General features: G+C 69.6%; 9 protein-coding genes and 1 tRNA gene. 8 read left to right on the top strand and 2 right to left on the bottom strand.

Annotated features, from left to right (window positions below; all coding sequences use genetic code 11):
• Positions 1 to 63 precede the first annotated feature (63 nt).
• Positions 64 to 897, bottom strand: coding sequence for a hypothetical protein (locus JLI01S_RS07700; protein ID WP_068262580.1), 834 nt, complete (start codon positions 895 to 897; stop codon positions 64 to 66).
• 277 nt (positions 898 to 1,174) lie between these two features.
• Here JLI01S_RS07700 and JLI01S_RS07695 point away from each other — a divergent pair, with 277 nt between their 5' ends.
• The 3 genes from JLI01S_RS07695 (at position 1,175) to JLI01S_RS16620 (ending at position 4,122) form a co-directional block, all read left to right on the top strand.
• The gene (locus tag JLI01S_RS07695; RefSeq protein WP_068262577.1) at positions 1,175 to 2,287 is read left to right on the top strand and encodes a PucR family transcriptional regulator; all 1,113 of its coding nucleotides are present in this window, start codon (positions 1,175 to 1,177) and stop codon (positions 2,285 to 2,287) included.
• Positions 2,288 to 2,422: 135 nt separating this feature from the next.
• A complete protein-coding gene (locus JLI01S_RS07690; RefSeq protein ID WP_068262574.1) occupies positions 2,423 to 3,982 on the top strand; it encodes a sodium-dependent transporter in 1,560 nt (519 codons plus the stop codon).
• Positions 3,979 to 4,122 carry a methionine/alanine import family NSS transporter small subunit gene (locus JLI01S_RS16620; protein WP_084349277.1) on the top strand — a complete coding sequence of 48 codons (144 nt, stop codon included), beginning with the start codon at positions 3,979 to 3,981 and terminating at the stop codon, positions 4,120 to 4,122. Before JLI01S_RS07690 ends, JLI01S_RS16620 begins: the two co-directional genes overlap by 4 nt.
• Positions 4,123 to 4,399: 277 nt before the next feature.
• On the opposite strand, the gene JLI01S_RS07685 is transcribed toward JLI01S_RS16620, so the two are convergent.
• Positions 4,400 to 4,472, bottom strand: a tRNA-Arg gene (locus tag JLI01S_RS07685).
• A 94-nt stretch (positions 4,473 to 4,566) separates the two neighbouring features.
• Between JLI01S_RS07685 and argS the strand changes: the two genes are divergently transcribed.
• The 5 genes from argS to thrB are packed head-to-tail and all read left to right on the top strand — an operon-like array spanning position 4,567 to position 11,062.
• Positions 4,567 to 6,210, top strand: coding sequence for an arginine--tRNA ligase (gene argS, locus JLI01S_RS07680; RefSeq protein ID WP_068262571.1), 1,644 nt, complete (start codon positions 4,567 to 4,569; stop codon positions 6,208 to 6,210).
• Between the two features lie 19 nt (positions 6,211 to 6,229).
• Entirely contained in the window at positions 6,230 to 7,693 is a 1,464-nt protein-coding gene (gene lysA, locus JLI01S_RS07675) for a diaminopimelate decarboxylase (protein WP_068262617.1), read from the top strand.
• Positions 7,690 to 9,018: a homoserine dehydrogenase gene (locus tag JLI01S_RS07670; protein WP_068262568.1), complete on the top strand. Its 1,329-nt coding sequence runs from the start codon at positions 7,690 to 7,692 to the stop codon at positions 9,016 to 9,018. Before lysA ends, JLI01S_RS07670 begins: the two co-directional genes overlap by 4 nt.
• 2 nt (positions 9,019 to 9,020) lie before the next feature.
• Positions 9,021 to 10,121 (top strand): threonine synthase, encoded by a 1,101-nt coding sequence (gene thrC / locus JLI01S_RS07665; protein WP_068262565.1) that lies wholly within the window; start codon positions 9,021 to 9,023, stop codon positions 10,119 to 10,121.
• A gap of 2 nt (positions 10,122 to 10,123) precedes the next feature.
• Positions 10,124 to 11,062 carry a homoserine kinase gene (gene thrB / locus JLI01S_RS07660; RefSeq protein WP_068262562.1) on the top strand — a complete coding sequence of 313 codons (939 nt, stop codon included), beginning with the start codon at positions 10,124 to 10,126 and terminating at the stop codon, positions 11,060 to 11,062.
• Positions 11,063 to 11,183: the final 121 nt, after the last annotated feature.

Genomic DNA, 11,183 nt, shown 5'->3' with positions numbered 1-11,183 from the left:
GTGGTGCTGCGTACTCGCGAGTACGCAGCACCACGCCACCACCTGATGGGTCGTGCGAAGGGCTCAGACGTTTTCGCGGTTGTTGTACGTGCTGGGGACGGTGCCGAAGGGGAGGTACTTCATCGACCGGCGGTACGGCAGGAGGCCCTGCTGGGTGGTCATGCCGGCAGAGTCGGCGGCGTCGTAGAAGTCCCACTTCGCCTCGCCTGGCTCCTGACGCAGCCACCGGGCCGCGACCAAGTGGTCCGACGGGTTGTTGTCGAGGAAGCCGTCGACCGGGCAGGGGACCGACGCCCCCGGCAGGAGGACCTCGGTGAGCTCGATCTTGTACATCCAGCGCGATGTGCGGTTACCACTCAGGGAGCTACCGTCGCGGACCGGCCAGAGGAGCCTGACGATGGACCAGTCGGGGTTGTGCAGGTCCATCGTGGCGCGCTGCGCGGCCGTGAGGGGATTGAGCGTGATGGTCGTCGTGAAGGCCGACAGGCCACCGCCCTGCGTGTCGTTCTCCGCTGCGGCCGTGGAGCCGACGATGGGGCCGAGGGTGAAGAGGTTGTTGGTGTCGGCGTCCCCGCCGTTCCACGTGGGCAGGTTGCCCGGCTCGTCAGTCGCACGGGTGAAGACCTCGTGCGCGGTGATGGTCCACGTCATCTTGGGCAGCGCAGCGGTCGGGTTGCCGAGGTTGTAGTCGACGCGCCAGATGTCGTCGGACTTGATGCCCGTGGTAGTGGCGGTGTCCTCGAGGCGCACCTGGATGTTGCCGGCCCACGTGCAGTCGAGGGGCTCCAAGGCGGAGGCGGCCAGGCTCGGCGCGGCAGCGGCGATGCTCACAGCGGGGATGGTCCACGCAGCGCCCTTGGCCAGGGTGCGGCGGGAGACCGGTGAGGAGGTGTTCATGAGGCAGGTGCTCCTGGGTGATGTGCGAGTGAGGGTGGCGTGGGCACACAGGCTTCGCCGCGAGTATCGTTGCCCCCCAAGGCCGGTCGTCGCCATGGCCGGATGTGACAGGGATCGTGTGTCGAGTAGCACGTCATGACAGTCACCGCATCCCGAGAGCGCATGGCCATAATCTGGAGCCGGCGGGGGTACCTCCGAGAGCGCCGCAGATCGTGAGTACGGGTGCGGGTACGGGGAACGGGGACTGGGGAACATGAGTACGGGTGGGACGAACGGGATGGCTCGCCATCTCCTGGCCACCAACGAGCCAGAGCTGGCACAGCTGACCCCGCGCCTGGTCGCCGCGGTTGCCAAGGAGATCGGCGTGTCGCCGGTACCGCTCGACCACAAGTGGCCCGCCGACATCTTCGAAGTCGTTCGTGAGTTCCTCGCCTGCGTCGCCATGAACGACCTGGACCGCATCGGTCAGCCGGGCAGCATCTTCGAGCAGCTGGGGATCGAGTCCGCTCGCGGGGGAGTCGACGTCGAGCAACTTGCGACCGGGATCCGCGTGGCCGTCCATCGAACGCAGGCGCAGGTCCATCGCGCCGTGCTCGCCGGAGTCAACAGCGAGGACCCGGAGGCGGTGCTCGCGCTCCTGGGCCGGGTCGTGTCCGCAGGCGAGGTGGTCGTCGCTGCCGCGCGCCGTGGGTACGCAATCGCCGCTCTGGTCGGTGATGACGAGGACGACCTCCTCCGCCGCTTGGCGAACGCACTGATCCACGGACGTCGTAACGCCGCCGAGCTCGCCACGGCAGCGTGGCGAGGGGCCGAGTCTCTTGCCTGCGCGATCGTCATCTCCAACGACTCCGCAGCCCGCATCCGCCGCCAGTCCGACCGCCGGGTCGCCTACCACCCCCGGGAGCGCGACGTCGTGCTCATCCACCCGATCGAGGCAGGCAGGCTGGCCACCACCCTGCGACCCCTCCTCGGAGACGACACCTGCGCGGTCGGGCCCGCGGTGCCGTTGACCGAGCTGCCCAACTCGTTGGATCTGGCCCAGCGAACGCTCGCGCTCGCCGGGCCGGACCGGGGCCCCGTCTTCGCCGACGACTTCCTCCTCGAGCTGGCCTGCAGTGCGGACGGCTCGGTCACGCAATCGTTGCGCCGCAAGCATTTTGCCGACATCGACCTGCTCCCGGATGACCAGCGGTCGGTCCTGCTGTCCACCTTGCGTGAGTGGCTCCTGCAGTGGGGGCACCGCCCGGGCATCGCCGAGACTCTGGGTGTCCACCCGCAGACGGTGAGCGGGCGGATCAACCGGCTCAAGGACCTGCTCGCCGACGACCTCGAGGACCCTACCGTGCGCGCAGAGCTGCTCGTGCTGCTCACTGCGGAGGGGGCCAGCTGAGCTGCCCTTCGAGTCGCTTGCTGCACAAGCTCCTCAGGGAGCGGGGGTTTTGTCGGGGGATCGGCGTGGCGTACGCCACATTTGTCTCGGATGCTGGAGCATGCTGGAGTTCAACAAACGACCAGGAGCGTGAGCATGTCCAGCACCGAGGCCACGGTGGCCACCAAGAGAGAAGGCTTCTCCTCGCGAAAGGTCTTCATCTTCGCCGCGATCGGCTCAGCCGTCGGGCTGGGCAACATCTGGCGATTCCCCTACGTGGCCTACGAAGGGGGTGGTGGTGCCTTCATCATCCCGTACCTGTGCGCGCTGCTCTTCGCAGGTATCCCGCTGCTCTACCTCGACTACGCGATCGGCCACCGCTTCCGCGGGTCGGCTCCACTCTCCCTTCGTCGGCTGCACCGGGGGGCGGAGTGGCTGGGCTGGTGGCAGGTGCTCATCTGCGTCGTCATCGCCATCTACTACGCCGCGATCCTCGCCTGGGCGGGCAAGTACACGCTGCTGTCCTTCACCAAGGGCTGGGGCGATGACCCGGAGGCCTACTTCTTCGGTGACTACCTGCAGGCCGCGGCCACGCCCGGTCCGACCTTCGACTTCGTCCCCGGGATCCTCCTCACGATGATCCTCGTCTGGGTCGTGACGATCGCCGTGCTCGCCATGGGCGTGCAGACCGGCATCGGCCGTACCGCGGTCATCTTCATCCCCGTGCTCGTGCTCGCCTTCGTCGTCCTCGTGATCCAGGCGCTCACCCTCGACGGCGCGATGGACGGGCTCAACGCCCTCTTCACACCCAACTGGAGTGCCTTGGCGGACGGCGGCGTGTGGATCTCGGCCGTGGGCCAGATCTTCTTCAGCCTGTCGGTCGGCTTCGGCATCATGATCACCTACTCCAGCTATGTCGACCGCAAGACCGACATGACCGGCTCGGGTGCCGTCGTCGCCTTCTCCAACTCCGGCTTCGAGCTGCTCGCCGGCATCGGTGTCTTCGCGGCACTTGGCTTCATGGCCCAGGCCGCGGGCAAGGAGGTCAGCGAGGTCGTCGCCAACGGCATCGGCCTGGCCTTCGTCGCCTTCCCGGCGATCATCAACGAGGCACCCGGAGGCGTCGTCATCGGCGTGCTCTTCTTCGTCTCGCTGCTGCTGGCCGGCCTGACCTCGCTCATCTCGATCGTCGAGGTCGTCATCGGCGCCATCCGCGACAAGATGGGCATCTCCCGCAGGACGGCGACCTTCGCCGTCGGCGTGCCGATGGCCGTGGTCAGCATCCTGATGTTCTCCACGACCGGCGGCATCTACGTGCTCGACACGATGGACGCCTTCGTCAACAGCTTCGGCATCATCGCCGTGGCCGCCGTGATGATGCTCGCGATCACCTACGCCTTCCGCAAGCTCGGCGTGCTGCGTGCCCACCTCGACGCCCGCAGCTCGATCAAGCTCAAGGGCTGGTGGCCGGCGCTCATCGCAGTCGTCATCCCGCTGCTGCTGATCGTCATGCTCTGGCAGGAGCTCAAGGCCAAGATCGACGTCCCCTACGAGGAGTACCCGGCCGATCTGCTCAATGTCTTCGGCTGGGGCATGGTCATCGCCCTGCCGATCCTGGCGATCCTGCTCTCGCTCCTGCCGTGGCGGGGCGATGTCTCCCTCGAAGACGCACCCGACGTACACGACGAGCTCGTCGACGGAGGTGAAAACTCATGACCACGACAGCCATCGTCATGATGCTCATCGCGATCCTCGTCATCTGGGGCGGTCTCGTCGTCGCGATCGTCAACCTGCTCAAGCGCGGTGACGCCGCGGTGGGGGACATCCGCGAGATCGAGTTCCACCGGGACCTCTAACCAGACCGGGACGTGGGGGTGGGTTGGCCGACAGGGCCGACCCACCCCCTTCGTCATCCGGCTCCAACGCATCGGTGGAGGTAGACGCGCTGACGAAATGTCGGCGCGTATACCTTCACCCGCGCGTTGCCGTCCGTGAGTGGATGCGCACTCGCGGGGGATTCGTCCGCGCGTTTACCTCCACCCGCGAAGGGGGCGGACGCGCGGAAGGCGCGGGCGCGGGACCCCGGCATGCCGAAGGGCCGCCAGCAGATACTGACGGCCCTTCGGAAAAACGTGCCCCCGGCAGGAATCGAACCTGCGACCCCTGGTACCGGAAACCAGTGCTCTATCCCCTGAGCTACGGAGGCGGGATGTGCCCGGTGAGATTAGCACCGGCAGCGCTCGTCCCGAGAATCGACCGCCGCTACGGGCATGGCGCCACTCGGACCTAGACTTGCGGCCGTGACCCCCGAAGAGCTTTCAGCAGCGATCCGTGCCGCCCTCACCGCCGCCGTCGAGGCCGGCGAGTTGACCGTCGAGGTGCCCGCCGAGATCCGCGTCGAGCGACCCAAGCAAAAGGGCCACGGTGACTGGACGAGCAACCTGTCCATGCAGCTGGCCAAGCCGGCCGGGATGAAGCCGCGCGAGGTCGCCGCGATCCTCGCCGAGCGGCTGGGCGCCACCGAGGGCATCGCCAGCCTCGAGATCGCCGGGCCCGGGTTCATCAACATCACCCTCGACGCCGCGTCCGCCGGCGCGCTCGCGCAGGCCATCGTCGAGGCCGGCGCCGACTACGGCCGCAATGACGCGATGGCCGGCCACGTCGTCAACCTCGAGTTCATCTCCGCCAACCCCACCGGGCCGCTGCACATCGGCCACACCCGCTGGGCCGCGCTCGGCGACTCGATGCGCCGCCTGCTCACCGCGGCCGGCGCGAGCGTCACCGCCGAGTACTACATCAACGACGCGGGCGCCCAGATGGACACCTTCGGTGCGTCCGTCCTCGCCCGGGCCAAGGGCGAGCCGATCCCTGAGGGCGGCTACCCGGGGGCCTATGTCGACGAGCTCGCGCAGACCGCGCTCGCCGCGCGCCCCGACCTGCTCGAGCTGCCGGCCGAGGAGGCCCTGGCCACCGCCCGTCAGCTCGGCTACGAGGCCCAGCTCGCGGACATCCGCTCCACGCTCGAGGACTTCGGCGTCTTCTTCGACGTCTGGTTCTCGGAGCAGACCCTGCACGCTGGGGGTGCCGTCGACTCCGCGATCACCCGCCTGCGCGAGCAGGGCCATGTCGATGACCGCGACGGCGCGGTCTGGCTGCGCACCACCGACTTCGGCGACGACAAGGACCGCGTCCTCATCCGCACCGACGGCGTGCCCACCTACTTCGCCGCCGACGCCGCGTACTACCTGAGCAAGAAGGACCGCGGCTTCCCCGAAAAGATCTACCTCCTCGGCGCCGACCACCACGGCTATGTCTCCCGCCTCAAGGCGATCGCTGCCTGCGCGGGTGATGACCCCGAGACCAACATCGAGATCCGCATCGGCCAGCTGGTCAACCTCGGCGGCGCCAAGCTGTCCAAGCGCGCCGGCAACATCATCGAGCTGCGCGACCTCGTCTCGTGGATCGGCACCGACGCCGTGCGCTACTCGCTGGCCCGCTACCCCGCAGACAGCCCGATCAGCCTCGACGGCGAGGAGCTGCGCAAGCAGACCAACGACAACCCCGTCTTCTACGTGCAGTACGCCCACGCGCGCACCGCCAATGTCGCGCGTCTGGCGGCCGAGGACGGCGTCGACCGGTCCGCAGGGTTCGACCCGGGCCTGCTGTCCGACCCGGCCGAGGCGACCCTGCTCGCGGCGCTCGGCGACTTCCCGCGGATCGTGGCCCACGCCGCCGAGCTGCGTGAGCCGCACCGCGTGGCGCGCTACCTCGAGGATCTCGCCGGCCACTTCCACAAGTGGTACGACACCTGCCGCGTGCGCCCGCGCTCCGACGAGGAGACCACCGACCTGCACCGCACCCGCCTGTGGCTCAACGACGCCACCCGCCAGGTGCTGGCCAACGGTCTCGACCTGCTCGGCGTCTCCGCGCCCGAGCGGATGTGAGGTAGCGATGGCGATCAACATGAGGGCCCACGAGGCCGGCATCCTGCACGCCGAGGGCTACGGTGCCGCGCCCCAGTGGTTGCCCTTCCCGCAGGACGTCATGGAGCTGCTGCCGCAGCTGTGGCCGAACAATGTCGCCCGGGACCCCTCGGGCGTCCTGTCCGTCGCCGGCGTCCCGGTGACCGACATCGCCCGCGACTTCGGCACGGCCGCCTATGTCGTCGACGAGGCCGACTTCCGCGCTCGGGCCCGGGCCTTCCGCGACGACTTCACCGCTCCCTTCGCCGCAGTGGCCGGCGCCGACGTCTACTACGCCGGCAAGGCCTTCCTGTGCACCGCGGTCGCCCGCTGGATCATGGAGGAGGGTCTCAACCTCGACACCTGCAGCGGCGGCGAGCTCGCCGTGGCGCAGCGCGTCGGGTTCCCCGGTGAGCGGATCGCGTTGCACGGCAACAACAAGTCGCTCGCCGAGCTGCGTCAGGCGCTCGAGTACGGCATCGGCCGCATCGTCGTCGACTCCTTCGAGGAGATCGACCGGGTCGCGCAGGTGGCCAGCGAGCTCGGCATCACCGCGCCGGTCATGGTCCGTGTCACCGTCGGCGTCGAGGCGCACACCCATGAGTTCATCGCCACCGCGCACGAGGACCAGAAGTTCGGCTTCTCCCTCGCCGGCGGCCAGGCCCGCGCCGCGATCGACGCCATCGTGGCGAAGGGGGACTCCCTGCGCCTCCTCGGTCTGCACAGCCACATCGGCAGCCAGATCTTCGACACGTCCGGTTTTGAGATCGCGGCCCGGCGCCTCATCGCGCTGCACACCGAGGTCGCCGACGAGCACGGCATCGCCATGCCGGAGATGGACCTCGGTGGCGGCTACGGCATCGCCTACACCTCCGAGCACGAGCCGCTCACTCCCGGACAGCTCGGCACGCAGATGGCCGAGCTGGTCGAGCGTGAGCTCAAGGAGTTCCACGACGGGCACCCGCAGGCGGCCCTGCCTCGGATCTCGATCGAGCCGGGTCGCGCCATCGCCGGGCCGAGCGCCTTCACCCTCTACGAGATCGGCACGGTCAAGGACGTCGAGGTCAGCTCCGGCGTGCTGCGCTCCTACGTGAGCGTCGACGGGGGGATGAGCGACAACGTGCGCACCGCCCTCTACGGCGCCGACTACTCGTGCACCCTGGCCGGCCGTCGCTCCACCGCCGAGCCGCGCCTCGTGCGCGTCGTCGGGCGTCACTGCGAGAGTGGCGACATCGTCGTCATGGACGAGTACCTGCCGGGCGACATCGTCCCCGGCGACCTCATCGCGGTCCCCGGCACCGGTGCCTACTGCCGCAGCCTGTCCAACCAGTACAACCACACCCCACGTCCGCCGGTCCTGGCGGTCCGCGACGGGGTCGCGCGGGTCATCGTCCGTCGAGAGACGATCGATGACCTGCTCGCCCTCGACGTGGACGAGCCCAGCCCGTCACAGGAGGTCCGATGACCACCGCTCCAGCCCAGCAGACCCCCCTTCGCGTCGCACTGCTCGGTGGGGGAGTCGTCGGCGGCAGCGTCGCCCGCCTGCTCACCGCGCAGGCAGATGACCTGGCCCAGCGCATCGGCCGGCCGCTCGAGATCGTCGGTGTCGCCGTGCGGCGCGCCGGGCGTGATCGCGGGGACCTCGGCCTCGACGAGTCGGTCTTCACGACCGACGCGGAGGAGCTGGTCACCCGCGCCGACATCGTCGTCGAGGTCATCGGTGGCATCGAGCCGGCCCGCAGCCTGATCCTGTCGGCGATGGAGCACGGCGCCTCGGTCGTCACGGCCAACAAGGCGCTGCTCGCCGAGGACGGTCCGGCGCTCTACGCCGCGGCCGCCGAGCACGGTGTCGACCTCTACTACGAGGCTGCTGTGGCCGGTGCCATCCCGATCCTGCGCCCGATCCGCGACTCGCTCGCCGGTGACTCGATCCGCCGCGTCATCGGGATCGTCAACGGCACGACCAACTTCGTCCTCGACGCCATGGACACCACGGGGGCGGGCTTCGCCGAGACCGTCGAGCGCGCCCAGGCCCTGGGCTACGCCGAGGCGGACCCGACCGCTGACGTCGAAGGCTTCGACGCCGCAGCCAAGGCCGCGATCCTGTCCTCGTTGGCCTTCCACTCCCGCGTCTCCATCGCCGACGTGCACCGCGAGGGCATCACCGAGGTGAGCGCCCGCGACATCGCCGCGGCGCAGGAGATGGACTGCACCGTCAAGCTGCTCGCGATCTGCGAGCGGGTCGTGGGAGCCGACGGGCAGGAGGGCATCTCCGCCCGCGTGCACCCGGCGCTCATCCCGCTCAGCCACCCGCTGGCCTCCGTGCGCGGGGCCTACAACGCGGTCTTCGTCGAGGCCGAGGGCGCCGGCGACCTGATGTTCTACGGCCAGGGCGCCGGTGGCGACCCGACCGCCAGCGCCGTCCTGGGTGACCTCGTCGCCGTCGCCCGCGCGCGGGTCACCGGCGGTCGCGGACCGGGGGAGAGCGCCTACGCCGACCTGCCGTTGCTGCCCATCGGCCAGGCCATCACCCGCTACCACGTGAGCCTCGACGTGGCCGACAAGTCGGGTGTCCTCGCCTCTGTCGCAACGGTCTTCGCAGACCATGACGTCTCCATCGAGACCGTCCGCCAGCAGGTCATGACCGATGACGACGGCGCCTCCCGGGCGATGCTCATCATCGTCACCCACGCGGCGAGCGATGCCGCACTCTCGACGACGGTCAACGAGCTGGCTCGGCTCGACACGGTCAACGAGGTCACCTCCGTCATGCGTGTTGAAGGGAACTGAACATGGTCCACCAGTGGCGCGGCGTCATCACCGAGTACGCCGACCGGCTCCCGATGCTCGCGGGCGCACCGACCATCACCCTGCGCGAAGGGGGGACCCCCCTCATCCCCGCCGAGCACCTCAGCGAGCTCGTCGGCGCGCAGGTCCACGTCAAGTACGAGGGCCTGAACCCCACCGGCTCCTTCAAGGACCGCGGCATGACGGCGGCCATGACGATGGCTGCGGGCAAGGGCGCCAAGGCGGTCATCTGCGCCTCCACCGGCAACACCTCCGCGTCCGCCGCGGCGTACGCGACCAAGGCCGGCATGACCTGTGCGGTCCTCGTGCCCGCGGGCAAGATCGCGATGGGCAAGCTGTCCCAGGCCATCGCGCACGGAGCGACGCTGCTGCAGGTCGACGGCAACTTCGACCACTGTCTCGACGTGGCCCGCAAGCTGGCCGAGGCCTATCCGGTCGAGCTGGTCAACTCGGTCAACCCGGCGCGCATCGAGGGGCAGAAGACGGCCTCCTTCGAGATCGTCGACGCGCTCGGGGATGCACCCGACATCCACTGCCTGCCGGTCGGCAACGCCGGCAACATCACCGCCTACTGGCGCGGGTACCAGGAGTACGCGACGGCGACCGAGGGTGTCTCCGGCACGCTCGCCGCGGTCTCGACCCGCACCCCCCAGATGTGGGGATTCCAGGCGGCCGGCTCCGCGCCGATCGTCCTCGGGCACCCTGTCGACGAGCCCGACACGATCGCCACCGCGATCCGCATCGGCAACCCCGCCTCGTGGCAGCAGGCCGAGGCAGCCCGTGACGAGTCGGGTGGCCGCATCGAGGCCGTCACCGACGAGGAGATCCTCGACGCGCACCGGATCCTCTCCTCACGCGAGGGCATCTTCGTCGAACCGGCCTCGGCCGCCTCGGTCGCCGGTCTGCTCAAGGCATCGGCCGCCGGCCTGGTGCCCAAGGACGCGACGATCGTGTGCACCGTGACCGGTCACGGTCTGAAGGACCCGCAGTGGGCGCTGAAGAACGCCGACGGCAGCGACATCGCTCCGGTGAGCGTGCCCGCAGAGGCCTACGCGATCGCCAGCGAGCTCCGTCTGCAGGGCTGAGGGTGACCATCCCCGTCGGGACGACGGTCACCCTGCGGGTGCCCGCGTCCAGTGCCAACCTCGGCCCCGGGTTCGACTGCGTCGGACTGGCGCTCGGCGTCTGGGACGAGTGCACCGTCACCGTCACGCAGGAGCCGGGCCTGGTCGTCGACGTCGCCGGCTCCGGCGCAGGCTCGGTCCCTCGGGACGAGAGCCACCTCGTCGTGCGCACGATGGCGACGACCTGGCAGCGACTGGGCGTGCCTGCACCCGCCGGCCTGCACCTGAGCGCGACCAATGCCGTGCCGCACGGTCGGGGGATGGGCTCGTCGGCGACGGCCATCGTCAGCGGGGTCGCCGCCGCCCACGCGCTCGCCGTGCGTGGGGGAGCCCTCGCTGCCGCGGAGCTCGAGCTCACGACGATCAACACGATCGCCAGTGCCCTCGAAGGCCACCCGGACAATGCCTCGGCCAGCGTCTTCGGCGGTGCGACGCTCTCGGTGACCGAGGCCGGCCAGCCGCTGCCGCGGACCCGGACCGTCCCCCTTCGCCTCCACCCGCAGGTCGAAGCCGTCGTCCTCGTGCCCGAGACGACCCTGAGCACGCACACGGCCCGCTCGGTGCTGCCCGAGGTCGTGCCATTGTCCACCGCGGCGGCCAACTCCGCGCGGACCGGGCTGCTCGTCCACGCCCTGACGACTGACCCCGAGCTGCTGCACATGGCGACCACCGATCTCCTGCACCAGGAGGCACGCCGACCCAGCTATCCGCACAGCATGGAGCTCGTCGACGCGCTGCGTGGTGCGGGTCTGGCCGCCACGATCTCCGGGGCAGGACCATCGGTCCTCGTGCTCACCACGGGCGACCGCTCGGCGCAGGTGCGTCAGATCGCGGACGGGACCTCCACCGACTGGCAGGTCCTCACCCCCGGCGTCCCCGAGCACGGCGTCCAGCTCGTCTGACCGCTCGTCCCGGCGTCGCCCGTGTCGCGAGTGCGGCCGGGCCGGGGTGCAGTGATACATTGACAGTGCTCCAGTGAGCCCGGTGCATCGACAGACCAGTTGAGTCGCACATGAGGGCAGG

This window comes from Janibacter limosus NBRC 16128, from assembly GCF_001570985.1.
Taxonomy (GTDB): Bacteria; Actinomycetota; Actinomycetes; order Actinomycetales; family Dermatophilaceae; genus Janibacter; species Janibacter limosus.
Note: the sequence above shows the minus strand (reverse complement) of the source record. Positions and strands in the feature narration are given on the sequence as shown.

What these genes read in the sequence shown, in the direction of transcription:
- JLI01S_RS07690 (WP_068262574.1), top strand. Translation starts at nt 2,423, where the DNA reads ATGTCCAGCACCGAGGCCACGGTGGCCACCAAGAGAGAAGGCTTCTCC.
- JLI01S_RS07700 (WP_068262580.1), bottom strand. Translation starts at nt 897, where the DNA reads ATGAACACCTCCTCACCGGTCTCCCGCCGCACCCTGGCCAAGGGCGCT.
- lysA (WP_068262617.1), top strand. Translation starts at nt 6,230, where the DNA reads ATGAGGGCCCACGAGGCCGGCATCCTGCACGCCGAGGGCTACGGTGCC.
- JLI01S_RS07695 (WP_068262577.1), top strand. Translation starts at nt 1,175, where the DNA reads ATGGCTCGCCATCTCCTGGCCACCAACGAGCCAGAGCTGGCACAGCTG.
- JLI01S_RS07670 (WP_068262568.1), top strand. Translation starts at nt 7,690, where the DNA reads ATGACCACCGCTCCAGCCCAGCAGACCCCCCTTCGCGTCGCACTGCTC.
- thrC (WP_068262565.1), top strand. Translation starts at nt 9,021, where the DNA reads ATGGTCCACCAGTGGCGCGGCGTCATCACCGAGTACGCCGACCGGCTC.
- JLI01S_RS16620 (WP_084349277.1), top strand. Translation starts at nt 3,979, where the DNA reads ATGACCACGACAGCCATCGTCATGATGCTCATCGCGATCCTCGTCATC.